The 22953-nt window shown below is 61.4% G+C and carries 23 protein-coding genes; 19 read left to right on the top strand and 4 right to left on the bottom strand.

Annotation, left to right across the window (positions count from 1 at the left end; all coding sequences use genetic code 11):
- Positions 1-61: 61 nt before the first annotated feature.
- The 6 genes from ROSMUCSMR3_RS03980 (at position 62) to ROSMUCSMR3_RS03955 (ending at position 6400) form a co-directional block, all read left to right on the top strand.
- Positions 62-1390: a PQQ-like beta-propeller repeat protein gene (locus ROSMUCSMR3_RS03980; protein ID WP_008282547.1), complete on the top strand. Its 1329-nt coding sequence runs from the start codon at positions 62-64 to the stop codon at positions 1388-1390.
- Positions 1391-1439: 49 nt separating this feature from the next.
- Positions 1440-2906 carry a ribosome biogenesis GTPase Der gene (gene der, locus ROSMUCSMR3_RS03975; protein WP_008282546.1) on the top strand — a complete coding sequence of 489 codons (1467 nt, stop codon included), beginning with the start codon at positions 1440-1442 and terminating at the stop codon, positions 2904-2906.
- Between the two features lie 109 nt (positions 2907-3015).
- On the top strand, positions 3016-4029 hold the full coding sequence (locus ROSMUCSMR3_RS03970; RefSeq protein ID WP_237183533.1) for a fatty acid desaturase: 1014 nt from the start codon (positions 3016-3018) through the stop codon (positions 4027-4029).
- 295 nt (positions 4030-4324) lie between these two features.
- Positions 4325-4768, top strand: coding sequence for an RrF2 family transcriptional regulator (locus ROSMUCSMR3_RS03965; protein ID WP_081506530.1), 444 nt, complete (start codon positions 4325-4327; stop codon positions 4766-4768).
- Positions 4765-5658: an NAD(P)/FAD-dependent oxidoreductase gene (locus ROSMUCSMR3_RS03960; protein WP_081506529.1), complete on the top strand. Its 894-nt coding sequence runs from the start codon at positions 4765-4767 to the stop codon at positions 5656-5658. The genes ROSMUCSMR3_RS03965 and ROSMUCSMR3_RS03960 overlap by 4 nt, the downstream gene beginning before the upstream one ends.
- 25 nt (positions 5659-5683) lie before the next feature.
- A complete protein-coding gene (locus tag ROSMUCSMR3_RS03955; RefSeq protein WP_198385574.1) occupies positions 5684-6400 on the top strand; it encodes a glutathione S-transferase family protein in 717 nt (238 codons plus the stop codon).
- Between the two features lie 417 nt (positions 6401-6817).
- On the opposite strand, the gene serS is transcribed toward ROSMUCSMR3_RS03955, so the two are convergent.
- A complete protein-coding gene (serS, locus tag ROSMUCSMR3_RS03950) occupies positions 6818-8110 on the bottom strand; it encodes a serine--tRNA ligase (protein ID WP_008282541.1) in 1293 nt (430 codons plus the stop codon).
- Positions 8111-8270: 160 nt separating this feature from the next.
- Between serS and yajC the strand changes: the two genes are divergently transcribed.
- The 9 genes from yajC to ROSMUCSMR3_RS03905 are packed head-to-tail and all read left to right on the top strand — an operon-like array spanning position 8271 to position 15106.
- Entirely contained in the window at positions 8271-8552 is a 282-nt protein-coding gene (gene yajC, locus ROSMUCSMR3_RS03945; RefSeq protein ID WP_008282540.1) for a preprotein translocase subunit YajC, read from the top strand.
- Between the two features lie 41 nt (positions 8553-8593).
- Entirely contained in the window at positions 8594-11230 is a 2637-nt protein-coding gene (gene secD, locus ROSMUCSMR3_RS03940) for a protein translocase subunit SecD (protein ID WP_081506527.1), read from the top strand.
- Entirely contained in the window at positions 11223-11984 is a 762-nt protein-coding gene (locus ROSMUCSMR3_RS03935; protein WP_081506526.1) for a sulfite exporter TauE/SafE family protein, read from the top strand. The genes secD and ROSMUCSMR3_RS03935 overlap by 8 nt, the downstream gene beginning before the upstream one ends.
- Before the next feature lie 3 nt (positions 11985-11987).
- Complete coding sequence (locus ROSMUCSMR3_RS03930) at positions 11988-12341, top strand: Mth938-like domain-containing protein (RefSeq protein ID WP_008282537.1); 354 nt, start codon at positions 11988-11990, stop codon at positions 12339-12341.
- Positions 12342-12397: 56 nt separating this feature from the next.
- Positions 12398-13015: a heme ABC exporter ATP-binding protein CcmA gene (gene ccmA / locus ROSMUCSMR3_RS03925; protein ID WP_081506525.1), complete on the top strand. Its 618-nt coding sequence runs from the start codon at positions 12398-12400 to the stop codon at positions 13013-13015.
- Entirely contained in the window at positions 13012-13668 is a 657-nt protein-coding gene (ccmB, locus tag ROSMUCSMR3_RS03920) for a heme exporter protein CcmB (protein ID WP_081506524.1), read from the top strand. Before ccmA ends, ccmB begins: the two co-directional genes overlap by 4 nt.
- Before the next feature lie 16 nt (positions 13669-13684).
- A complete protein-coding gene (locus ROSMUCSMR3_RS03915) occupies positions 13685-14425 on the top strand; it encodes a heme ABC transporter permease (protein WP_081506523.1) in 741 nt (246 codons plus the stop codon).
- Positions 14422-14580 (top strand): heme exporter protein CcmD, encoded by a 159-nt coding sequence (ccmD, locus tag ROSMUCSMR3_RS03910; RefSeq protein WP_008282533.1) that lies wholly within the window; start codon positions 14422-14424, stop codon positions 14578-14580. The genes ROSMUCSMR3_RS03915 and ccmD overlap by 4 nt, the downstream gene beginning before the upstream one ends.
- The gene (locus ROSMUCSMR3_RS03905; protein ID WP_081506522.1) at positions 14573-15106 is read left to right on the top strand and encodes a DsbE family thiol:disulfide interchange protein; all 534 of its coding nucleotides are present in this window, start codon (positions 14573-14575) and stop codon (positions 15104-15106) included. Before ccmD ends, ROSMUCSMR3_RS03905 begins: the two co-directional genes overlap by 8 nt.
- Positions 15107-15184: 78 nt before the next feature.
- Here ROSMUCSMR3_RS03905 and ROSMUCSMR3_RS21065 read toward each other — a convergent pair whose 3' ends face one another.
- Both ROSMUCSMR3_RS21065 and acnA read right to left on the bottom strand, forming a co-directional pair.
- A complete protein-coding gene (locus ROSMUCSMR3_RS21065; RefSeq protein ID WP_008282531.1) occupies positions 15185-15322 on the bottom strand; it encodes a hypothetical protein in 138 nt (45 codons plus the stop codon).
- A gap of 202 nt (positions 15323-15524) precedes the next feature.
- A complete protein-coding gene (gene acnA, locus ROSMUCSMR3_RS03900; RefSeq protein WP_081506521.1) occupies positions 15525-18275 on the bottom strand; it encodes an aconitate hydratase AcnA in 2751 nt (916 codons plus the stop codon).
- Positions 18276-18520: 245 nt separating this feature from the next.
- Here acnA and ROSMUCSMR3_RS03895 point away from each other — a divergent pair, with 245 nt between their 5' ends.
- Complete coding sequence (locus tag ROSMUCSMR3_RS03895; RefSeq protein ID WP_037298533.1) at positions 18521-19225, top strand: DUF1223 domain-containing protein; 705 nt, start codon at positions 18521-18523, stop codon at positions 19223-19225.
- Positions 19226-19307: 82 nt separating this feature from the next.
- Here the strand turns inward: ROSMUCSMR3_RS03895 and moaA are convergent, their stop codons facing one another.
- Positions 19308-20315 carry a GTP 3',8-cyclase MoaA gene (gene moaA / locus ROSMUCSMR3_RS03890; protein ID WP_081506520.1) on the bottom strand — a complete coding sequence of 336 codons (1008 nt, stop codon included), beginning with the start codon at positions 20313-20315 and terminating at the stop codon, positions 19308-19310.
- A gap of 85 nt (positions 20316-20400) precedes the next feature.
- Here moaA and ROSMUCSMR3_RS03885 point away from each other — a divergent pair, with 85 nt between their 5' ends.
- The 3 genes from ROSMUCSMR3_RS03885 (at position 20401) to ROSMUCSMR3_RS03875 (ending at position 22872) form a co-directional block, all read left to right on the top strand.
- Positions 20401-20841, top strand: a complete 441-nt coding sequence (locus ROSMUCSMR3_RS03885; RefSeq protein WP_081506519.1) for a hypothetical protein — start codon at positions 20401-20403, stop codon at positions 20839-20841.
- A 75-nt stretch (positions 20842-20916) separates the two neighbouring features.
- Positions 20917-21582, top strand: coding sequence for an HAD-IA family hydrolase (locus ROSMUCSMR3_RS03880; protein ID WP_081506518.1), 666 nt, complete (start codon positions 20917-20919; stop codon positions 21580-21582).
- Between the two features lie 90 nt (positions 21583-21672).
- Positions 21673-22872, top strand: coding sequence for a DegT/DnrJ/EryC1/StrS family aminotransferase (locus ROSMUCSMR3_RS03875; protein WP_081506517.1), 1200 nt, complete (start codon positions 21673-21675; stop codon positions 22870-22872).
- Positions 22873-22953: the final 81 nt, after the last annotated feature.

Raw genomic sequence — 22953 nt, 5'->3', positions numbered from 1 at the left:
CGGGCGACAGGCTCATGCGGGCCGGCAGGACGGCAAAAGGCGAAGAGTGAGGGCAAGAGCAGTGAAACCGAACGGATTGATCCTTGGGCTGATTGCAGTCCTTGCGCTGACGGCCTGCACCAAGAAGACACAGATTCTGAGCGGTGAGCGCGAGGGAATTCGCGAGGTTCTCCAGAGCGAGACTGCGCGCGCTCAGGCAAGTGTGACACCAACAAACCAAGTTCTGCCCGTTTCGCTGCCAGCGGCGACAGTCAATGCGGACTGGCGCCAGCGCATCGGAACGCCTGCAACGCGCACGGCCCATCCCGCGCTGTCGCGTGCACCGCAACTGGCGTGGTCGGTCAATATCGGCGCAGGTGACGGGCGGCGGGTGCGGATCACCGCTGACCCGGTAGTGGCCGAAGGGCGTATCTTTACACTGGATGCCGAGGCGACGGTGGCGGCTGTCTCGACCACGGGGCAATTGCTCTGGACGCGCGACCTTACGCCGGCCAATGACAGGTCTGACAATGCCAGCGGTGGCGGCTTGGCCTATGGCGATGGCAAGCTCTTTGTCTCGTCCGGGTTTGGCCTGCTCACGGCGGTTGACCCTGCGACAGGCGGCGTGATCTGGCAACAGGCGTTGGGATCGCCCGGCACCGGCACACCGGCGGTCTTTGACGGGCTGGTCTATGTGGTTGCGGGCGATGATGTGGCGTGGGCCATCGAGACGGACACCGGGCGGATTGCCTGGCAGTTGAGCGGCACGCCGGATATTCACAACGTCTTGGGCGGACCTGCCCCGGCCATCACCGACAAATACGTGGTCTTTGCCTTTGGTGCAGGGGAATTGCAGGGCGCATTCCGCCGGGGTGGTCTGCGCCTCTGGGATGCGCAGGTTGCGGGCGAGCGTTTGGGCGTAGCGAGTGCGCGGGTGGATGACATCACCGGCGATCCGGTGGTCGTGGGCGACCGCCTCTATACCGGTAGCCACTCGGGGCGCACTGTGGCGCTAAGCCTTGGCAGCGGCAACCGCCTCTGGACTGCCGAAGAAGGCCCGCTTAACCCGGTTTGGCCGGCCGGGGACTCGCTGTTCATGGTCACGGATCGCAACGAATTGGTGCGGCTTGCCACCGAGGACGGGACGCGCATCTGGGGGCATGAATTGCCGCTCTTTGCGGATCGCAAGCCCAAGCGACAGGCCGAAATCGTGGGCCATTTTGGCCCCATTCTGGCCGGTGGACAGCTGATCCTGGCCTCGGGCGACGGGCAATTGCGGTTCTTTGATCCGGCCTCGGGGCAGATGACGGGCGCGCGGGATTTGCCCGGTGGTGCCACGTCCAACCCGGTGGTTGCGGGCAATACGCTTTATGTCGTGTCGAAAAAGGGTCAATTGCTGGCTTTCCGTTGATCGTGCGATCCTGTATCAGGGCGACTTGATCCGTATCGGAGCCTGAGACATGACCTTTTCCGTAGCCATCGTGGGCCGTCCCAATGTTGGCAAATCGACGCTCTTCAACCGTCTGGTGGGCAAGCGCCTTGCCTTGGTTGACAACCAGCCCGGCGTTACCCGAGACCTGCGCGAAGGGGCCGCGCGATTGGGCGATCTGCGCTTTACGGTGATTGACACGGCAGGTCTGGAAGATGCCACCGACGAGAGCCTTCAGGGCCGGATGCGCAAGCTGACAGAGCGCGCAGTCGACATGGCGGATATTTGCCTCTTTGTGATCGACGCGCGCACCGGGGTCACGCCCACCGACGAAAGCCTTGCCGAGATTCTCCGCAAGCGTTCGGCGCATGTGATCCTTGCCGCCAACAAGGCCGAAGGATCGGCGGCGGATGCGGGCGTGATCGAGGCCTGGGGGCTGGGTCTGGGCGAGCCTATTCGCATGTCGGCAGAGCATGGCGAGGGGTTGAACGACCTCTATTCCCAGCTGATGCCTCTGGCTGATGCCTTTGAGGCGCGCGCGGCGGCGGAAGCACCAGAGGTGGATGTGTCGCTCGACGAGGATATCGAGGACGACGAGGATGTCAGCTATCGCAAGCCGACCGAGGCCCGTCCGATGCAGGTGGCGGTGGTGGGGCGGCCCAATGCCGGAAAATCGACGCTAATCAACAAGATCCTTGGGGAAGAGCGGCTCTTGACCGGGCCTGAGGCGGGGATCACGCGCGATGCGATCTCGCTGCGGATCGACTGGGACGGGATGCCGGTGCGGATTTTCGACACGGCAGGCATGCGCAAGAAGGCCAAGGTGCAGGACAAGCTGGAAAAGCTGTCGGTGTCCGACGGGCTGCGGGCGGTGAAATTTGCCGAAGTGGTGGTGGTTCTGCTTGATGCCGCGATTCCCTTTGAACAACAGGATTTGCGGATCGCCGATCTGGCCGAGCGCGAGGGGCGCGCGGTGGTGGTGGCGATCAACAAATGGGACATGGAGCCCGACAAGAGCGACAAGATCAGAGAGCTGCGCGAGGCATTCGAGCGGCTTTTGCCGCAATTGCGCGGCGCGCCTCTGGTCACCGTCTCGGCCAAGACTGGCAAGGGGCTGGACCGCCTGCGCGATGCGGTGGCCAAGGCGCATGAGGTCTGGAACCGGCGCGTGACCACGGCGCAACTGAACCGTTGGCTGATCGGCATGTTGGAGCAGCACCCGCCGCCCGCGCCGGGCGGCCGTCGGGTCAAACTGCGCTACATGACGCAGGCCAAGACGCGGCCACCGGGATTCGTGGTGATGTGCAGCCATCCCGACAAATTGCCCGAGAGCTATTCGCGCTATCTGGTGAATGGGTTGCGGGCAGATTTTGACATGCCGGGCACGCCAATCCGCCTTTATTTCCGCAGTCAGGCGGATCGCAACCCCTACAAGAGCAAGAAAAAGGCCGGGCCGTCGAGCCTGCGCAAGCATTTGACGGGGCGATCAAGCGACTGATCCGGGCAGGGGCGTGCAAATTCCTGTGCAGCCCCTCTTGCATTCGTGCGGGGCGAGGTCAAATCTCTGAGGCCAAAGAGTGTTACCCCTCTGTGGCATGGAGGCTGACATGACCGAGACCCCCGATCAGGCGGCGCTGCGCGCCTTTCTCAGACCCTATACCACCAAGAGCGATGGTCGCGGCGCGCTGTCGTTTGCTGGCACTCTTGTGGTCTATGGCGGCGCGCTGATCCTGGGTGTGGCTTTGGCAGAGGCGGGGCAGTGGGCTGGCGCGGTGGCGATGGTTGGCGTGCTCGCCTTTGCTTCGGTGCGGCTTTACGTGTTGCAACACGATTGCGGGCATGCCGCGCTTTTTCGGCGCAAAGGGCTGAATGACGTGGTGGGCTATGCCCTATCGGTGTTTTCGCTGACGCCATACCGGGTCATGCAATACAATCACAACCAGCATCACGCCTATCTGGGCAATCTCGATCACCGCGAGACGACCGAGGTTTATACGATGACGCTGGCAGAATGGCAGGCGGCACCATGGCACAGACGGCTGTGGTATCGGCTCTATCGCAATCCGGTGGTGATGCTGTCACTGGGAGGCATTTACGCTTATTTCATCGCCTATCGCTGGCCGCGCAATACGCGAGTGGTGGGGGTATGGGGGGTGATTGCGCATAACCTGATGCTGGCGGGCTATTTGATGCTTATCTGGGCCGGGTTGGGCGTGGCGGGCTTGGTGGTCTGGGCGCTGAGCGCGCTGCTGGCGGGGGTGATCGGGGTGTTTCTGGTCTATCTCCAGCACAATTTCGAAGAGACCTATTGGGATCGCAAGCCATCGCTCGATTTCCGCAAGGCGACGCTTGTGGGGTCAAGCTCGCTTGATCTGGGGTGGCTGTGGGATCTGGGGACGGGCAATATCGCCTATCACGACCTGCATCACTACAACCCCGGTATTCCGTCCTATAACCTGCGGCGCTGTCAGAGGGCGTTGCCGGAGCCGTTGCGCGCCCATGACGTGATCCGCTGGCCCGAGGCGATCCGCAGTTTCCGGTTGAAGCTCTGGGATGAGGACGCGGGGCGGTTGGTGCCGTTTCCGAAGGCTGAGACGACGCGCATGGTGGCGGCGGAGTAGGGGGAGTTGGCAGGTTGTTTGACTTTCACGTTATACCGTTGGGCTAAAACCGTAATCGGACATTCTTGCTGTGTGTGGGCGAAGGTTTGGAAAGAGCCCGTCGTGTCGATATTCTGTTGAGCAGCGAATGGCGGCTCTCGGCAGCCCTTCCGAAAGGTTCGGTAACTGGCGGGTCTGAAAGGGATTAGGGGGACGGCTTTGGAAGCGGTCGCTGGTTCATTGGTGAAAAGAGGCATTCTTGGAATGATCGCCCTATAACTTGACACACTGCACGAATCGTAACATATATTGTTACATGAAAAGAGATAGCCGCCTTTCCTCCGTCCTTCACGCGCTTCTGCACATGGCAGAGCACGAAGGGCCCATGACTTCGGAAGCCATCTCGCAGTGCATGGGCACCAATCCTGTTGTCGTGCGGCGCACCATGGCATTTCTGCGTGAAGCAGGGATCGTTTCGTCCGCTCGGGGCCACGCTGGGGGATGGCGCATCACCGCCGATCTTGAGGTCGTGACCTTGCACCAGTTGCACAAGGCACTTGGAGAACCAGCCATTTTCGCGATTGGCAATCGGACAGAGAACCCCTTCTGCCTGGTGGAGCAGTCGGTCAACGCCGCACTGGAACACACGTTTGAAGAAGCCGAAGCGTTGCTGCTTGAGCGTTTCGCTCATGTCACACTTGCCGATCTGGCTGCCGACTTCAAACGTCGCCACGCGGAAACGCTTAAACAGAAAGAATGAAAATGCAGGATGTTATCTTAGTCGGGGGTGGCTATGCAGGAATGGCAGCCGCCCTGCAGCTTCTGCGTGCGCGCAGGTCAGTGCTGATCATCGACGCCGGGATGCGACGCAACCGGTCAGCCAGCCACTCCTATGGCTTTCTGGGACAGGATGGTGTCGATCCGGCCGAACTGGCCGGCATTGCCCGAACCCAGCTCGAGGCGTATCCGACCCTGACCTGGAAAGAGGGCGAGGTTGCCAGCGCTGCTGGAGAGAACGACGCGTTCCAAGTGACCCTCACCACTGGCGAGCGCTTCGAAACGCGTCGCCTGCTGTTCGCCACCGGTGTGACGGATGGACTGCCCTCGGTGCCTGGACTGGCAGAGCGGTGGGGGCGTTCGGTTTTTCACTGCCCCTATTGCCATGGCTACGAGCTGGCTCAGGGCCATATCGGCGTGATTGCAACCGGGCCCATGTCCGTGCATCAGGCGCAGTTGCTGACAGAGTGGGGCAAGGTCACATTCCTGACCAACGCCCTGATGCCACTCGACGATGAAACCCGTACCGATCTTCATCGCCGCGGTGCTACCATGGAGGAAACGCCAATCGATCGGATCGAGGGCAAGGCCGAAGTTTTTCTGACCGACGGTCGCCGCGTGGACTTTGCCGGTTTGTTCACGGCGCCCATCTGTTCGCCGGCCAGTGCGGTGGCCGAAACCATGGGCTGCGCCTTGATAGAAACGCCCATGGGGTCTCAGCTGCGGACGTCCGATGAGAAAGAGACATCTATCTGTGGCGTATTTGCGTGCGGTGATGTCGCACGCGCCCCGCACTCGGTGTCGCTTGCCGTGGCCGATGGCGCAACTGCCGGCGCACAAATTCACAGATCACTTGTTTGGCCCTCGCGCTGAGATCAAACTATTGGAAGGAAACTCCATGAAGCTTTACGAACTGAACTGGGCGCTCTTCCCACGTCGCATCGGAATCTACCTCTCCGAAAAAGGGATCACCGATATAGACCGGATTGCCTTTGATGCGATGGACCCGGAAAGTCTCGGCCGCCTGAGGGCAGTGAGTTCGTTCGGAACAGTGCCAGTGTTGCAAACCGAAGATGGTCACAAGATCCGATCTTCGATCGCAATCTTGGAATATCTGGAGGATCGGTATCCGCAGCCGAACATGATCGGGTGGTCACCCGCCGCGCAGGCCCGAACGCGGGAAACAATGAGCATCGCAGATGAGGCAGCGCTTCAGCTTGGGGTATGGGCCCATAAGGGCAGTCCGGTCTTCGCCGGCATGGAGGAGCAGCATCCAGCTACAGCGCGTTTTGCAGCGGCGGCCTATCTGAAGCAGCTGGAACGCCTCGATCTCGTACTGACTGAAAATCAAGGACCCTTCCTAACTGGCTCTGAGAACACCATTGCAGACTGTATCGCGATGGCGACCCTGCAATTTGCAGCGGACGTCTACGGTGTTCACTTGCCCGAGAGGCTCGAAAAACTGCGCGCTTGGTACGAGTTCTTCCGGCAAAGACCAAGTGCCATTTGCCCCCCTTACCCAAAGGGTTTTCTAGCGGTTGCTCATGGTCTTCCGGATCATGGTTTCGATTGGTCACTTGATGATGTTGGGTGGAATGCTGCTCTGGTGGGCTGATTCTGATCCGGTATGGAGACCGCTGCTTCGAGATAGTCGTTAGAGGCCAAGTTGGGTGGTTTCGTCGCCACCTTTGCCAGACGTGTCAAGAACGATGGCTGCTTGGTATGCTCCTGAAGCAGTCATCAGCGAAGCGGCAGCGAAAGCTCTCTTTGTCCGCTCTGTAGACTTTCGTGCGCTCGGGCTCGAAGGTCGGGCCTTGGTTGGACGGGCTTGGCCTTTGGCTCAAGAGTGACTGACCGCTCGACGTTTGCCCCCGCGAGGTGTCAAAGGTGAGCGGGAAGCCCTGCGTAGGGCAGGTTGCGCCCGATTGAAACCACACCCGTCCCGGACTTGATCCGGGACCTCGCCGAAGCGGGAGGGGGATTCCCCGGGGCAGGCCCGGGGCGATGTGAACGCGATCAGAGGTAATCTGCTTTACCCAAGACTCCCATCCGCGTTGAGGATCGTCTTGCCGCGCAGGTAGGGGTGGAGGGCGTCGGGGATGCGGACGGAGCCGTCGGCCTGCTGGCCGTTTTCCAGCACCGCGATCAGGCAGCGGCCCACGGCGAGGCCCGAGCCGTTGAGCGTGTGCAGGAATTCGGGCTTGCCGCCGCCCTGCGGTTTGAAGCGGGCGTTCATGCGGCGCGCTTGAAAGTCGCCGCAGACCGAGACGGACGAGATTTCGCGGTAGGTGTTTTGACCCGGTAGCCAAACCTCGATGTCATGGGTGCGGCGCGCGCCAAAGCCCATGTCGCCGGTGCAGAGCACGATGGTGCGATACGGCAGGCCAAGCCGCTCAAGAATACTTTGAGCGCAGGCGGTCATGCGGTCCAACTCGGCGCGGCTTTCGTCGGGATGGGTGATCGAGACCATCTCGACCTTTTCGAACTGGTGCTGGCGCAGCATGCCGGCGGTGTCGCGCCCCGCAGAGCCTGCTTCGGAGCGGAAGCATTGGGTGTGGGCCACGTAGCGGCGCGGAAGGGTGGCGGCATCGACCGTCTCGCCATGCACGATATTGGTCAGCGTCACCTCGGCGGTAGGAACGAGCCACCAGCCATTGGTGGTCTCATAGCTGTCTTCGCCGAATTTCGGCAATTGCCCGGTGCCCAGCATCATTTCGGGGCGCACCAGAACGGGCGTCCAGGTTTCTTGGAGGCCATTTTCCTCGATATGGGTGTCGAGCATGAATTGGGCCAAGGCGCGGTGCAGGCGGGCGATGCTGCCCGACAGGACGACAAAGCGCGCGCCAGAGAGTTTCGCAGCTGTCTCAAAATCCATGCCCGGTTGCACACCGGTGATGTCGTAATGCTCTTTCGGGGTGAAATCGAAACTTGCGGGCGTCCCCCAACGGCGCAGCTCGACATTGCCGCTCTCGTCCGTGCCATCGGGCACGTCGTCAAAGGGCAGGTTGGGCAGGGCCATCAGGAGGTCGGTGAGCTGGGTATCTAACGCCTTGGCCTCGGCCTGCATGGCGGCCATTTCTTCCTTTTTGGCCGAGACCAGAGTGCGCAGGCGTTCGAATTCTGCCTCGTCACCGCGCCCTTTGGCGGCGCCTGCCTCTTTGCTTGCGCGGTTCTGGTCGGCCTGTGCGCTCTCGGCCGCGTGGATGCGGGTGCGACGCGCCTCGTCGAGGGCCAGAATCTGGGGCGAGACCGGAGCCAGACCCCGCCGTGCGAGGGCGGCGTCAAAGGCATCGGGGGTCTCGCGGATGGCGCGGATATCGTGCATGGCGCTGGTCCTCAAAGCTGTCGGTGAATCGCTTGGGCGGCGTTATGCACCAGAAACCGGGCCTGCGCCATGCTTTCGCGCCTTGCAAATACCCGGCCCCGCGCCTAGGTTCCCCGGCAATTCGCGGCCCGCTGTCCGCGTCACAAAAAGAGGATACCCGATGGAAGCCTTTAGCCAGTTCATCCCGCTCATTCTGATCTTTGCGATCATGTATTTCCTGTTGATCCGCCCGCAACAGAAGAAGCTCAAAGAGCATAAGGCCATGATTGGTGCGCTGCGGCGGGGCGATCAGGTGGTGACGCAAGGCGGCCTGATCGGCAAGGTTTCCAAGGTCAAGGATGACAGCGAGATCGAGGTGGAACTTGCTGAGGGCATCAAGGTGCGCGTGGTGCGCGCCACCATCGCACAGGTTCTGTCCAAGACTGAGCCTGCCGAGGGCTAAGCCCCCGCTCCCCTGCGAAAAACCTCTGAAAGGGCAGGAACATGCTGCAAATCGACCTGTGGAAACGCCTCTGTATCTGGGGGACGGTGGCCCTTGGTCTGATGCTCGCCCTGCCCAATGGGTTTTACGGAAAGGTCGAGCGGCATAATGACGCCGTCGTCGCCGTTGAGGCGGGGGCTGATCCGGCCTCGGTGGCCGATGATCTGGCGCTTTGGCCCGATTGGATGCCCTCAAGCCTTGTCAATCTGGGGCTTGATCTGCGCGGGGGCGCGCATCTATTGGCCGAGGTCAAGGTCGAAGATGTCTATCAGGCGCGGGTTGAGGGGATGTGGCCCGAGGTGCGCGATCTGTTGCGTGAAGAGCGTGACAGCGTGGGGCCCATCCGGCTGCAGCAGACCGATGCGCCCGAGTTGCGGGTGCGCCTTGTCGAGCGGCCCGAAATGGCCACAGAGGCCGCGGCGCTGGTGCGTGGGCTGGCGCGGCCTGTCACCGATGTGCTGACTGGCGTGGGTGGTAGCGATATCGAGGTGACAACGGACGGTGCGGATATCATCATCCGGCTGAGCGAGGCCGAGCAGCGCGCGACCGATGATCGCACCGTGCGGCAATCGCTGGAAATCATTCGCCGTCGGATCGACGAGGTGGGCACGCGCGAGCCGACCATCCAGCGCCAGGGCGCTGACCGCATCCTGATTCAGGTGCCGGGGATTGGCAGCGCAGCCGAGTTGAAGGCGCTGATCGGGACCACGGCCCAACTGACCTTCCAGCCTGTGATCAGCCGTGCCGCGAGCGCTGATGCGCCCGCGGGCGCAGGTAACGAGGTGCTGCCGTCACTGGACGAGGCGGGCGTTTACTACATTCTGGAGCGCGCGCCCGTTGTGACGGGCGAGGAATTGGTCGATGCACAGCCAGATTTCGACCAGAACGGTCGCCCGGCGGTGTCGTTCCGGTTCAATCCCACGGGTGCCCGCAAATTCGGCGATTACACGGCTGAGAATATCGGCAATCCCTTTGCCATCGTGCTTGATGGCGAGGTGATCAGCGCGCCGGTGATCCAAAGCCATATTGCCGGCGGGTCGGGCATCATCACCGGCAACTTTAATGTTGAGGACAGCACGCAACTGGCCGTGCTGTTGCGTGCGGGTGCGCTTCCGGCGGGGCTTGAGTTTCTGGAAGAGCGGACGGTCGGGCCGGAGCTTGGGGCCGATAGTATCGAGGCGGGCAAGCTGGCCTGTCTCGTGGCCTTTGCGCTTGTGCTCGTTTACATGATCGTGAGTTACGGCATTTTCGGCATCTTTGCGAATATTGCGCTGATTGTGAACGTTGGTCTGATTTTCGGCTTGCTCAGCCTAATCGGGTCTACGCTGACCTTGCCGGGGATCGCCGGGATCGTGCTGACCATCGGGATGGCGGTGGACGCCAATGTGCTGGTGTTTGAGCGTATCCGAGAAGAGATGAAATCGGCCAAGGGCGCGGCGCGGGCCATTGAATTGGGCTATGAGAAGGCGATGAGCGCGATTGTCGACGCCAACATCACCACCTTCATGACGGCGCTGATCCTCTATGTCATGGGGTCTGGTCCGGTGCGTGGCTTTGCCATAACGCTGGGGCTGGGGATTGTGACTTCGGTCTTTACCGCTCTGTTTGTGACGCGATTGATCACAGTGATGTGGTTTGAGCGCAAGCGGCCAAAAACAGTGCTGGCCGGGCGCGGTTTCCGGCTCGTGCCGGAAATCACCTCTTGGGATTTCTTTAGCCGGTGGAAGCTGTGGTTGGGCATTTCCGGGGTGATGATCCTTGTGGCGTTTGGCTCTTTTGCCGTGCAAGGGCTGAATTTCGGGATTGATTTCAAGGGTGGCACCACGATCCGGACGCTGAGCGCAGAACCTGTTGATATCGGGGCCTATCGCGCCGCGACTAATGATATGGGGCTGGGCGATGTCAGCATCACAGAGGTGTTCGATCCAACCTTTGGCCCGGAAGAGAACGTGGCAATGCTCCGGATTCAGGCGCAGGACGAGACCGAGAGTGTCACCCCCGAAACGATCGCGGCGGTCGAAGCGGCCTTGCAGCAGGCTGTGCCGGATATACAGTTCACATCCGTGGAGAGCGTTGGCCCCAAAGTATCGGGCGAGTTGATCAAGACGGCGGTGCTTGCCGTCGCACTCGCCATCGGGGCGGTGCTGGTTTACATCTGGATGCGGTTCGAGTGGCAATTCGCGGTCGGGGCGGTGATTGCGCTGGTGCATGACGTGGCGCTAACCATCGGTGTGTTTTCGGAACTGCAAATCCAATTCGATCTCGCGATCATTGCGGCCCTTCTGACGCTTGTCGGCTATTCGCTTAACGATACGGTGGTGGTGTTTGACCGGGTCCGCGAGAACCTGCGCAAATACAAGCAAAGGCCGCTGCGAGAGGTGCTGAACCTGTCAATCAACGAGACGCTGAGCCGCACGATGGTAACGTCACTGACCACGTTGCTGGCGCTTTTGGCCTTGTATGTCTTGGGGGGTGACGTGATCCGGGGCTTTGTCTTTGCCATGATCTGGGGCGTGATTGTCGGCACCTATTCGTCGATCTTTGTGGCCAGTACGGTGCTGATGTGGCTGGGTATCAAACGCGACTGGTCTAAGCCGGATGCCAATGCGGGCACGCAATTCGCCAATATAGATGCCTGAGGCATTCAGCGCGGTCTGGGCGACGCCCGGCCTGGTCTGGCTATTGCTGGCGATTGGGCTGGCAGGGATCGTGCGGGGCTTTACCGGCTTTGGAACGGCGTTGATTTTCGTGCCCGTGGCGGGGATTTTTCTGCGGCCAGAGATCATCGTCGGGGTGATCACGCTGACGGGAATTGCCAGCACTTCGGCACTGTTGCCGCGCGCGTGGTCGCAGGCGGACCGGCGCGAAGTGGGTATCTTGGCGCTTGCGGCGCTTGTGACCGTGCCGATTGGTCTGTGGCTGATGGGGCGGCTTGACCCGGTCAGCATCCGATGGGTGGTGGCCGCTGTGGGCGCAATCACATTGGCGGCGCTGATCACCGGGTGGCGGTTCTCGGGACAGGTGGGCCGCCCCATGCTGGTCGCGATTGGGGCTCTGGCCGGCGTGATTGGAGGGCTGACAGGGTTGACCGGCCCGGTGGTGATCCTGTTCTACCTCGCGGGGCAGTCGGCGGCGCAATCAGTGCGCGCGAATACGATCCTGTTTCTGGCTGCGCTGGATGTGGTGATCGTGGCCAACCTCCTTTTACGCGGGGCGATCAATGGGCAGATTTTCCTTTTGGCGCTGCTACTTGCGGTGCCGTATTTCATTACCTCATTGATTGGGCAATCGCTCTTTGACCCGCGTCACGAGCGGCTTTATCGTTGGGCGGCTTATGCAGTGATCGGTCTTGCGGTGGTGAGCGGGCTGCCGATCTGGGGCAAGGAGGGGTAAGCCATGCGCATGACGGAAATCAGTTTTAGCGGGGCGACGCCGATTGATGGCTATGGGCCGGGATTCTTTCGGGTTGCCGGACAGGTTATGGAGGGCGCGATCCTTGTCACACCGACTGGGGCGCGCACCTGGGGCGGTTATGAAGACACCGCGGCACTGATGGCACTTGCGACGGAGGTCGATGTGGTCTTTATCGGCACTGGCGCAGAAATATCGCATATTCCCAAAGGGTTGAGAGATGATCTTGAGGCGGTGGGGTTGGGTGTTGAGACCATGAATTCGCCCGCTGCTTGCCGGACCTATAACGTGCTTTTGTCCGAAGGGCGCCGGGTGGCCGTTGCGTTGCAACCGGTGTGACGATCCGCGCGCTGATGGTGCTTTTCCAAGGTCTCGCATTGGGTTAAGCACAGCGCATGATGCTGCAAGTCTCTGATCTGACCATCGCGCGTGGCGGGATACCCGTGCTGGAAGGGGTGCGTTTCACGCTATCCCCCGGTCAGGCGCTTGTGGTGCGCGGGCCGAATGGCATCGGCAAGACCACGCTCTTGCGGACGATCGCGGGCTTGCAGCCGCCGGTTTCAGGCCGGATCGACGTGCCCCCCGAAAGCCTCGTTTATGCCGGGCATGCCGATGGGATCAAGGCCACTCTGACGGTTGCAGAGAACCTGAAGTTTTGGGCGGAAGCCTTTGGTCGCAAAGACTATTCCCAGGCTATTGAGGCCTTCAGGCTGACCGCGCTCTCGGCCCGGCTGGCGGGGGCGCTATCGGCTGGCCAGAAGCGGCGCTTGGGGTTGGCGCGGCTTTTGGTAACAGGGCGGGCGATCTGGGTGCTGGATGAGCCGACGGTGTCATTGGATACTGAGGCGGTGGCGATGTTTGCCCATGCCGTGCGCGGGCATCTGGCGACGGGGGGCATGGCGCTTATGGCGACGCATATCGACATTGGGTTGAGTGAGGCGCAAGTGCTTGATGTCGGAAAATACAAAGCCAAGCCGTTGATGGACAATGATTTTGATGGGGCATTTCTGTGATCGCCCTCCTGTTTCGTGATATTCGGCTGGCGATGCGTGCCGGTGGTGGCTTTGGTCTGGGGTTGTCATTTTTCCTGATTGTCGTGGTTCTGGTGCCCTTTGGGGTGGGGCCGCAAAGCGCGCTCCTTACGGTGATTGCCCCCGGTATCCTGTGGCTGGGTGCGTTGCTGGCGTGTTTACTGTCGCTGGATCGCATTCTGGCGCTGGATTGGGAGGATGGCAGTCTTGACCTTCTGGCCACCTCGCCCTTGCCGATGGAGGGGATTGTGAGCGTCAAGGCGTTGGCGCATTGGCTAACCACGGGCCTGCCTTTGGTGGCGGCGGCACCGGTGCTGGGGCTGCTGCTCAATCTCTCAGAATCGGGCTATAAGTGGTTGATAGTATCACTTTTAGTGGGAACACCTGCGCTTAGCGTCATTGGCACTTTTGGGGCGGCGCTGACGGTCGGGCTTAAGCGTGGGGGGCTATTGCTGAGCCTGCTTGTGCTGCCGCTTTATGTACCTACATTGATTTTCGGCGCAGAGGTGGCGCGACGTGGCGCAGAGGGGTTTGACGTGACCACGCCGCTGTTGATGTTGGCGGGGATTACCTGCGGCACCATCGCGCTTTTGCCTTTCGCCTCGGCTGCGGTATTGAGGGTGAACCTACGTTGATGACACAGGACATGCGATGAACCTGAACGCACTCTGGGAATATGCCAATCCCAAGAAATTCATCCAGACCACCGACCGGTTTTTGCCGTGGTTCGCGGGGCTGGCGGCGGTGACGTTGGTGGGGGGGCTGATCTGGGGCTTTTTCTTTACGCCCGAGGACTTCCGCCAAGGATCGACGGTGAAAATCATTTATTTACATGTGCCTAGCGCGCTGATGGCGATCAATGCCTGGCTGATGATGCTGATCACATCGCTTATTTGGATCGTGCGGCGGCATCATGTGAGCGCGCTGGCGGCACGGGCAGCGGCGCCTGTGGGGATGGTGATGACCGTGATCGCACTGGTGACGGGGGCCATCTGGGGACAACCGATGTGGGGCACCTGGTGGGCCTGGGACCCGCGTTTGACCAGCTTTCTTATCCTTTTTCTGTTTTATCTCGGATACATTGCCCTGTGGGAAGCCATCGAGAATGACGATACGGCAGCGGATCTGACCAGCATTTTATGCCTTGTCGGATCGGTCTTCGCGTTGCTCAGCCGCTATGCGGTGAATTTCTGGAACCAAGGCTTGCATCAGGGTGCCTCGCTCAGCCTCGATAAGGAAGAGAATGTGGCGGATGTATTCTGGTATCCGCTGCTGGTCTGCATGGCGGGATTTGTGTTTCTTTTCATAGCTTTGGTTTTGATGCGCACGCGCACCGAGATCCGCGCGCGGCGGATGCGGGCGCTTTTGGCGCGCGAGAGGATGGGGGCATGATGCCGGATCTGGGGAAATATGCGGAGGCGGTTTTATCGTCTTACGCGGTGACGATTGCGCTTATCGCGGTTTTGATCGTGCTCAGTGTGCGGCGGTCTAATCGCGTGAAGAAAGAGCTACAAGAAGTTGAAACTAAGGTGAAATCCAATGGCTAAGCTTTCTCCGATGATGGTCTTGCCGCTGGTGATCTTTGCCGGGTTTGCCGGGTTGGCCTTTGTTGGGTTGCAACGGGATAACCCCAATGAGCTGCCTTCGGCACTGGCTGGTAAGCCGGCGCCGGTGGTGGCAGTGACACCGCTTGGCGATGGAAAAACATTTGATGACAGTGACTTGCGCGATGGAACTGTGACGCTTGTAAATTATTGGGCGAGCTGGTGTGCGCCCTGTCGCGTGGAGCATCCCAATCTGGAGAAGCTGGCCAAGGATGGCATCACGATCTATGGGGTGAATTACAAAGATAAGGCTGATAACGCCTTGAATTTCCTGAAAGAACTTGGAAACCCCTATGCTGCGATGGGTGCGGATGCGACGGGGCGGATGGCGCTTGACTGGGGCGTTTACGGCGTGCCTGAAACCTATGTGATTGATGGCAAAGGCAATATCGTGCTGCGCTTTGCCGGGCCGATCACCGAGCGGGTGATGCAGAGCACGATCCTTCCTGCGATCGAGGCCGCGCGCTAGCCGCTATTAGCCCTAGGGCGCGCGACCTTACATTTTGTAAGGTTTGTAAGCTGATTTTGTAAGGTCTGGCTGCGCGCGTCATTTCGGGGCTGCGCAATCCTGCGTGGTCGCGTGCTGCGGGCAGGTGGGCTTTGCTGGGTTGTCGCCATAGGCACCGTAAACGGCGAGCAAGCTGATCAGCCCGGCCTGGGCGAGGATGAGTGCGGTGGTGCGCATGATTTGCCCTTTCTCAATCTTCTGACCTCAAGATTGGGGCGTGGCGATCACGAAAAAAGGGGAATCACCGCAGAATGACAGCAGGAGCAGCGCATCGGCGGCGAATGGCCGGAAATTGGGCAAGGGTGGCGGAACCCTGCGCAAGATATGAAAAAGGCGGCCCGGATGAGGGGCCGCCCTGTTGATGAAGCCGCGGGGTTTGTCAGGCCGCGGATTTGGCGAGGTTGCGCAGCACGTAATGCAGCACGCCGCCGTGTTCGATATATTCGATCTCGATCGCGGTATCGATCCGGCATTTGAGCGTGATCACCTTGGTCGTGCCATCGGCATAGGTGATGGTGCAGGGCACCTCGGCCAGTGGTTTGATCGTATCAAGACCCGAGATGGCCACGGTTTCTGCGCCGGTGAGGCCCAGCGTCTTGCGCGTGTCGTCGCCTGTGAACTCGAACGGGATCACGCCCATTCCGACGAGGTTGGAGCGGTGGATACGCTCAAAACTCTCGGCGATCACCGCCTTGACGCCCAGAAGCGCCGTGCCCTTGGCCGCCCAGTCGCGCGAAGAGCCTGCGCCATATTGCTCGCCGCCAAAGATCACAAGCGGGGTGCCCGCCTCCTGATAGGCCATGGAGGCGTCAAAGATCGAGGTCTGCGCGCCGTCCGGCCCCTGGGTATAGCCGCCCTCGACCCCATCGAGCATCTCGTTGCGGATGCGGATATTGGCGAAGGTGCCGCGCATCATCACCTCGTGGTTGCCGCGCCGCGAGCCGTAGGAGTTGAACTCGCGCACGGGCACCTGACGCTCTGTCAGGTATTTGCCAGCGGGCGTGGTTTCCTTGAAGGAGCCTGCGGGAGAGATGTGATCGGTTGTGACCATATCCCCCAGGAGCGCCAGAACGCGCGCGCCGGAGATGTTGGAGATGGTGCCCGGTTCCTTGGCCATGCCTTTGAAATAGGGCGGGTTTTGCACATAGGTCGATTGCGCGGGCCAGTCATAGGTCTCGCCTTCGGAGGTTTCGACCGATTGCCACATCTCGTCGCCTTTGAAGACATCGGCATATTTCGACAAGAACGCCTCGCGCGTTACTGTGCGCTCGACCAGTTCGGCAATCTCTTTTTGGCTGGGCCAGATGTCCTTGAGATAGACCGGATTGCCATCCTTGTCGGTGCCCAAGGGCTCGGTTGTGAGGTCGATATTCATGTCGCCCGCGATGGCATAGGCCACGACGAGCGGCGGGGAGGCGAGGTAATTGGCGCGCACATCGGGGGAAATGCGCCCCTCGAAGTTGCGGTTGCCCGAAAGGACGGAGGTGGCCATCAAGTCACCCTCGGCGATGGCCTCGGAGATTTCCTTTTGCAGGGGGCCCGAGTTGCCGATGCAGGTGGTGCAGCCATAGCCCACGAGGTTGAAGCCCACGGCATCGAGATCCTCTTGCAGCCCGGCGGCCTCGAGATAGGCGGAGACCACTTGCGAGCCGGGGGCGAGCGAGGTTTTGACCCATGGCTTGCGGTTGAGGCCAAGCGCGCGCGCCTTGCGGGCGACAAGGCCCGCGCCGATCATCACGTAAGGGTTGGAGGTGTTGGTGCAGGAGGTGATCGAGGCGATCACGACCGAGCCATCCCGGATGCTATAGTCTTCGCCCTTGACCTTGACCGATTTGCGCGGGTCGGCGGCGACAGCGGTGGCCGGGCCTTCGGCGGCCATGTCGGCGGCGGCGGGGCTGGCATCCTTGCCGCGGTATTGCGACACGACGTCAAGGAAGGAGGTGGCGGATTTGTCGAGGGTGACGTAATCCTGCGGGCGTTTCGGGCCCGAGATGGCGGGCACGATGGTGCCCATGTCGAGATGCAGCGTGTCGGTATAGACCGGTGCGTAATCGGAGCCGCGCCAGAAGCCGTTTTGCTTGGCATAGGCCTCGACCAATTGCACGCGGGCCTCATCGCGGCCGGTGTTGCGCAGGTAGCGAAGCGTCTCGTCGTCAATCGGGAAGAAGCCGCAGGTGGCACCGTATTCGGGGGCCATATTGGCGATGGTGGCGCGATCCGCCAGCGGCAGGTGATCGAGACCGGCACCGTAGAATTCGACGAATTTGCCGACCACGCCTTTTTTGCGGAGGAGTTCCACGACTTTGAGCACGAGATCGGTGCCGGTCGTGCCCTCGACCATGCGGCCTGTGAGTTCAAAACCCACGACTTCGGGGATGAGCATGGAAATCGGTTGACCCAGCATCGCGGCCTCGGCCTCGATCCCGCCGACGCCCCAGCCCAGCACGGCCATGCCGTTGACCATGGTGGTGTGGCTGTCGGTGCCTACCAGCGTATCGGGATAGGCCACAGTCTCGCCGTTCTGGTCGGTGTCGGTCCAGACGGTTTGGGCGAGATATTCGAGGTTGACCTGGTGGCAGATGCCAGTGCCCGGCGGCACGACACGGAAATTGTTGAAGGCACCCTGGCCCCATTTCAGGAACTGGTAGCGTTCCATGTTGCGCTCATATTCGCGGTCAACGTTCATCTGGAAGGCGCGGGGATTGCCGAATTCGTCGATCATCACCGAGTGGTCGATGACGAGATCGACGGGATTGAGCGGGTTGATCTGTTGGGCGTCGCCGCCCAAGGCCACGATCCCGTCGCGCATGGCGGCAAGATCCACCACCGCCGGAACGCCGGTGAAATCCTGCATCAACACGCGCGCCGGGCGGTAGGCCAGTTCGCGGTTGGCGGTGCCGCCATTGGCCGCCCATTCTGAAAAGGCGCGAATATCGTCAAGCGAGACGGTTTTGCCATCCTCGAAGCGCAGCATGTTTTCCAGCACCACCTTGAGGGCAGCGGGAAGGCGCGAGAAATCGCCAAGACCGGCCTCTTCGGCGGCGGCGATCGAGTAATAGGCGACCGACTGGTCGCCGATGGTGAGGGTCTTGCGGGTCTTGGCGCTGTCTTGTCCGACGCTGATGGGCATGGGCCGTCCTTTCATGGTCGAGGCTGGATCACTTGCTTTTGCTTCTGACCGATTTGAAACGTCCGATCAAGAGGGGCGCGAGAATATTTGTATACTATTGCACACAATTGATCAATATTTCAGGAAATCACTTTGGACTCTCGAAACCTTGATTGGTTATTGCGATCCACGAGGCCTAGGTTCCATTGGGCGCGGATGTGGTATGATCTGCGGGCAAACAAGCACACCGAGTGGGAAGACACGATATGCGACACGTGGCGGCGAGCGTATTGGGGGGGATTTTATCCCTGTGGGCGGTGCAGGCAAGTGCCGGTGACCATCCTGTTGTGGTAGAGCTTTTCACGTCGCAGGGCTGTTCCTCTTGCCCGCCTGCGGATGCCTATTTTCTTGACCTTGTGACGCGCGATGATGTGATCGCTCTGTCGCTGCATGTCGATTACTGGGATTACATCGGCTGGGAGGACAGTTTTGGCAGTCCTCATAACAGCAACCGGCAGCGTGGCTATGCGCAGGCGAGCGGCCGCACGATGGTGTATACGCCGCAGATGATCATCAACGGGGCGGATCACGTGGTGGGCACGCGGTTCGGGGATGTTGAGGCGCTGATCGCACAGCACCGCGCGCGGGCGCAAAGCGGCATCGCCGTTGAGGTGGTGCGAGACGCAGGCAAGGTGCGGATCAAGGCGCGGGCCGAGCCTGCGCGCAGGACGCCATTGATGGTGCAACTGGTGCGTTATGTTCCTGAGCAAACGGTGAAGATTGCCCGTGGCGAGAATGCTGGCAAGACCATCACCTATGCCAATATCGTCACGGATATAACGCAGGTTGCGGTCTGGGACAGTCGCAAGCCGCTTGATCTGGATGTGGCTTTGGCGCGCGAGGATAAGGCGATTGTGCTGTTGCAATATGTCGATTTCGGCACGATCGAGGCCGTGGCCTATTTGCACTGAGGGCGTTGTTTTTCAAACAGGCCAGTGATTTCGCGTATTTTTGGAAGGATGACAGCCGCGGGCGGGCGTGACGCGCGCAGGCTTAGCCGCCTGTATGGCTCATGTGGCGCGAGACGCGGCCATCGACGGTCTGGCGCGAGTAGTCGAAATCGTGGCCTTTGGGTTTGCGCGTGATGGCGCCGCGAATGGCGTCTTCGAGCATAGCGTCATGGCCGGGGTTGTTGCGCAGGGGGGCGCGCAGGTCTGCCATATCCTCTTGGCCGAGGCACATGTAGAGCTCGCCGGTGCAGGTGAGGCGCACGCGGTTGCAGCTTTCGCAGAAGTTATGGGTGAGCGGCGTGATGAAGCCAATTTTCTGGCCTGTTTCCTCGAGGCGCACGTAGCGGGCGGGGCCGCCGCTGCGCTCGGTCAATTCGGTGAGGGTGAAGCGGTCGCGCAGGCGGGCGCGCAGATCGGAGAGTTTCCAATACTGGCCCAAGCGGTCCTCGTTGCCGATATCGCCCATTGGCATGACCTCGATAAAGGTAAGGTCCATGTCGCGCGATGCGCACCATTCGGTAAGGGTAAACAACTCGTCTTCGTTGAACCCTTTGAGGGCCACAGTGTTGATCTTGACGCGCAGCCCGGCGTTTTGGGCGGCGTCGATACCTTTGATCACCTGCGCCAAGCGACCCCAGCGGGTGATATCGGCGAATTTCTGATCATCGAGCGTATCGAGCGAGATGTTCACCCGGCGCACGCCGGCCGCATAGAGATCGGCGGCGAAGCGTTCCATCTGGCTGCCGTTGGTGGTGAGGGTCAGTTCCTTGAGGGTGCCGTCCTCTAAATGCCGGGTCATGGCGTCGAAAAACGTCATGATGCCTTTGCGCACCAGCGGTTCGCCGCCGGTAATGCGCAGTTTCTCGACGCCCATACGGATGAAGGTCGAACAGAGGCGGTCGAGTTCCTCGAGCGTGAGCAATTCGCGCTTGGGCAGGAAGGTCATGTTTTCAGACATGCAATAGACGCAGCGGAAATCGCAGCGGTCTGTCACGGAGACACGCAGGTAAGAGATGGCGCGCTGGAACGGGTCTATCAGAGGTGCTGTCATGGCGTAAATCTAGGCGGGGGGGCGCGGCGGGGCAAGGGACAAGTTGGCCGTTGAAGGGGCAAGTTTCGGGGGGTAGGGTGGACAAATGAGATATTTGATCATGATCTTGGGTGTTGTGGGCATGGCGGGCTGTGCGCAGGTGGAGCGGGTGTTCGCGCCGCGCGCAGAGCCCGCGCCCGAGGTGGTGGCACCGATGACGCCGGACGATTTGGACGCGACAACGCCCGCCGAGCGCAAGGCGGCGCGCGTCGAGGCTGCCACGGCACGGGCCGGGGCGCTGGGACCCACTGTGGCGTCGCTTGGATCACCGGCTGAGCCGGGGCTTTGGCTGAAGACGCCGCTTGTGGATGCGCCCGCGCGGGGGCGGGTGGATTATGCCGTGACCGGGCAGTCGGTGGCGGTCGACCTTATTCCGCTCGACGCGGTGCCGGGGTCGGGCAGCCGATTGTCGCTGGCGGGGTTTCGGGCCGTTGGAGCACCCCTGACGGCGTTGCCGGAACTGCAGGTTTACCGGCTGGCAGACTAGGGCTGCGCGTCTTTTCCTTTGTGTTTCGGGCAGGGGCGCTCTATCCGCTGGCGAGAGGCGGTAAGAGGGCAGGGCATGCGCACGGTGGTTTTCGATCTGGATGGGACGCTGGCGGATACCAGCGGCGATTTGCTGGCGGCGGCAAATGCCTGTTTTCGCGATATGGGCGCGGGTGATCTGTTGCGGGCGGACACCGATTCGGGCGTTGCGCTGCGCGGCGGGCGGGCGATGTTGCGGCTGGGGATGGAGCGGCTGGGCCGCGCCGAGGATGAGGCCACGATTGACCGGTATTACCCGGTGCTGCTGGAGGCCTATGCCGAAGCGATTGATGTGCATACCGTGCTTTATCCCGGCGCGATGGAGGCTGTGGCGCAGTTGAGCGAAGACGGCTACCGCGTGGCCATTTGCACGAACAAGCCGGAACGTCTGGCGCGAATTCTGTTGGAGCGGTTGGGCGTGCTTGGAGCGTTTCAGGCGTTGACCGGGGCGGATACGCTGGCGGTGCGCAAGCCTGATCCGGAACATCTGCGCGAGACCGTGCGGCGGGCGGGCGGTGATCCGGTTCGCGCGCTGATGGTGGGCGATACGGTGACGGATCACGATACGGCGCGGGCGGCGGGCGTGCCGTCGGTGCTTGTGGGGTTTGGCCCCGGTGGGGGCACGGTGGCGGCCTTGAAGCCTGAGGCGGTGATCGGGCATTATGACGAATTGCCGGGCGTGGTGCGGCGTCTTATCGGCTGAGCCGCAGGGCGGTTTCGGGTTTTCTGAAGGAAGGGGGGGCTGGCCTGCAAAACCATTGACGCAAGGCCAGACGCGCCCCAAAACAAGAGCATGACAGAGAGATTCACAGGCAATTTCACGCAACAGGAGCCGATCCCCGAAGAGGGGATCGCGGCGGCGCTCGATGTGCTGCGCTCGGGCCGGTTGCATCGGTATAACCTCGTGGGCGAGGAGGCGGGGGCGGTGGCCTCGCTCGAGCGGGAATTCGCGGAGTATACGGGGGCACGCTATGTGCTGGCGGTGACGTCAGGCGGCTATGCGATGGCCACGGCGCTGCGGGCCTTGGGTGTGGGGCCGGGCGACAAGGTGCTGACCAATGCCTTTACGCTTGCGCCTGTGCCCGGTTCGATTGCCAGTGTGGGGGCGGTGCCGGTGTTCGTGGGTGTCACCGAGGCGTTGACGATTGATCTGGAGGATCTGGCGGCCAAGGTGGGCGAGGCCAAGGTTCTGATGCTGAGCCATATGCGCGGGCATCTGGCGGATATGGACGCGCTGATGGCGATTTGTGACGCTGCCGGGGTGACGGTGGTCGAGGATTGCGCGCATACGATGGGGGCGACGTGGCGCGGTATCCCTTCGGGGCGTTGGGGCAAGATCGGATGCTATTCCACCCAGACCTACAAGCATATGAATTCCGGCGAGGGCGGGTTTCTGATCACCGATGACGAGATGGTGATGGCGCGGGCGGTGATGCTGTCGGGGTCCTATATGCTCTATGGGCGGCATGGCACGGTGCCGCCGGCAGAGGTGTTTGAGCAGGTCAAATATGACACGCCCAATGTGTCGGGGCGGATGGATCATCTGCGCGCGGCGATTTTGCGGCCGCAGTTGCGGGCGCTGGATGCGCAATGTGAAAAATGGAACGCGCGGTACCGCGTTGTCCAGGAGGGATTGCGCGGCACGCCGGGGTTGACGGTGGTCGAGCGCGCCGAGGCAGAGCGCTATGTGGGATCGTCCATTCAGTTTCTGTTGCTGGACTGGGACGGGGGCCGGATTGCGGATGTGTTGAAGCGGTGTCTGGCGCGCGGGGTCGAGCTTAAGTGGTTTGGTGGGGCGGAGCCGGTGGGCTTTACCAGCCGCTATGACAGTTGGCGCTATGCGCCGTCATCGCCGATGCCTGCGAGCGACCGGATCTTGCGCGGGATTGTCGATATGCGGCTGCCGCTGACCTTTAGCCTAGAGGATTGCGCGCAGATTGCGCGGATCATCCGGGCAGAGGTGGGCGCGGTGTATCAGGCGCAGGGCGTTTAGGGGGCGGCCTAGAGCGGACAGTCAGGGTGCCCCCGCGCGGAACAAGGCGCGGCATGCGCCGCCGCGCGATCGCTGGGCCGT

The organism is Roseovarius mucosus (assembly GCF_002080415.1).
Lineage (GTDB): Bacteria > Pseudomonadota > Alphaproteobacteria > Rhodobacterales > Rhodobacteraceae > Roseovarius > Roseovarius mucosus_A.
This window is presented reverse-complemented; position numbering and strand designations above follow the sequence as displayed.

Coding starts and splice junctions, on each gene's coding strand:
- serS (WP_008282541.1), bottom strand. CDS start 8,110: ATGCACGATATCCGCGCCATCCGCGAGACCCCCGATGCCTTTGACGCC.
- ROSMUCSMR3_RS03935 (WP_081506526.1), top strand. CDS start 11,223: ATGCCTGAGGCATTCAGCGCGGTCTGGGCGACGCCCGGCCTGGTCTGG.
- acnA (WP_081506521.1), bottom strand. CDS start 18,275: ATGCCCATCAGCGTCGGACAAGACAGCGCCAAGACCCGCAAGACCCTC.
- yajC (WP_008282540.1), top strand. CDS start 8,271: ATGGAAGCCTTTAGCCAGTTCATCCCGCTCATTCTGATCTTTGCGATC.
- ROSMUCSMR3_RS03875 (WP_081506517.1), top strand. CDS start 21,673: ATGACAGAGAGATTCACAGGCAATTTCACGCAACAGGAGCCGATCCCC.
- ROSMUCSMR3_RS03905 (WP_081506522.1), top strand. CDS start 14,573: ATGGCTAAGCTTTCTCCGATGATGGTCTTGCCGCTGGTGATCTTTGCC.
- ROSMUCSMR3_RS03915 (WP_081506523.1), top strand. CDS start 13,685: ATGAACCTGAACGCACTCTGGGAATATGCCAATCCCAAGAAATTCATC.
- der (WP_008282546.1), top strand. CDS start 1,440: ATGACCTTTTCCGTAGCCATCGTGGGCCGTCCCAATGTTGGCAAATCG.
- ROSMUCSMR3_RS03960 (WP_081506529.1), top strand. CDS start 4,765: ATGAAAATGCAGGATGTTATCTTAGTCGGGGGTGGCTATGCAGGAATG.
- secD (WP_081506527.1), top strand. CDS start 8,594: ATGCTGCAAATCGACCTGTGGAAACGCCTCTGTATCTGGGGGACGGTG.
- ROSMUCSMR3_RS03965 (WP_081506530.1), top strand. CDS start 4,325: ATGAAAAGAGATAGCCGCCTTTCCTCCGTCCTTCACGCGCTTCTGCAC.
- ROSMUCSMR3_RS03885 (WP_081506519.1), top strand. CDS start 20,401: ATGAGATATTTGATCATGATCTTGGGTGTTGTGGGCATGGCGGGCTGT.
- ccmA (WP_081506525.1), top strand. CDS start 12,398: ATGATGCTGCAAGTCTCTGATCTGACCATCGCGCGTGGCGGGATACCC.
- ROSMUCSMR3_RS03895 (WP_037298533.1), top strand. CDS start 18,521: ATGCGACACGTGGCGGCGAGCGTATTGGGGGGGATTTTATCCCTGTGG.
- ROSMUCSMR3_RS03880 (WP_081506518.1), top strand. CDS start 20,917: ATGCGCACGGTGGTTTTCGATCTGGATGGGACGCTGGCGGATACCAGC.
- ROSMUCSMR3_RS03970 (WP_237183533.1), top strand. CDS start 3,016: ATGACCGAGACCCCCGATCAGGCGGCGCTGCGCGCCTTTCTCAGACCC.
- ROSMUCSMR3_RS03955 (WP_198385574.1), top strand. CDS start 5,684: ATGAAGCTTTACGAACTGAACTGGGCGCTCTTCCCACGTCGCATCGGA.
- ROSMUCSMR3_RS03930 (WP_008282537.1), top strand. CDS start 11,988: ATGCGCATGACGGAAATCAGTTTTAGCGGGGCGACGCCGATTGATGGC.
- ccmD (WP_008282533.1), top strand. CDS start 14,422: ATGATGCCGGATCTGGGGAAATATGCGGAGGCGGTTTTATCGTCTTAC.
- moaA (WP_081506520.1), bottom strand. CDS start 20,315: ATGACAGCACCTCTGATAGACCCGTTCCAGCGCGCCATCTCTTACCTG.
- ROSMUCSMR3_RS21065 (WP_008282531.1), bottom strand. CDS start 15,322: ATGCGCACCACCGCACTCATCCTCGCCCAGGCCGGGCTGATCAGCTTG.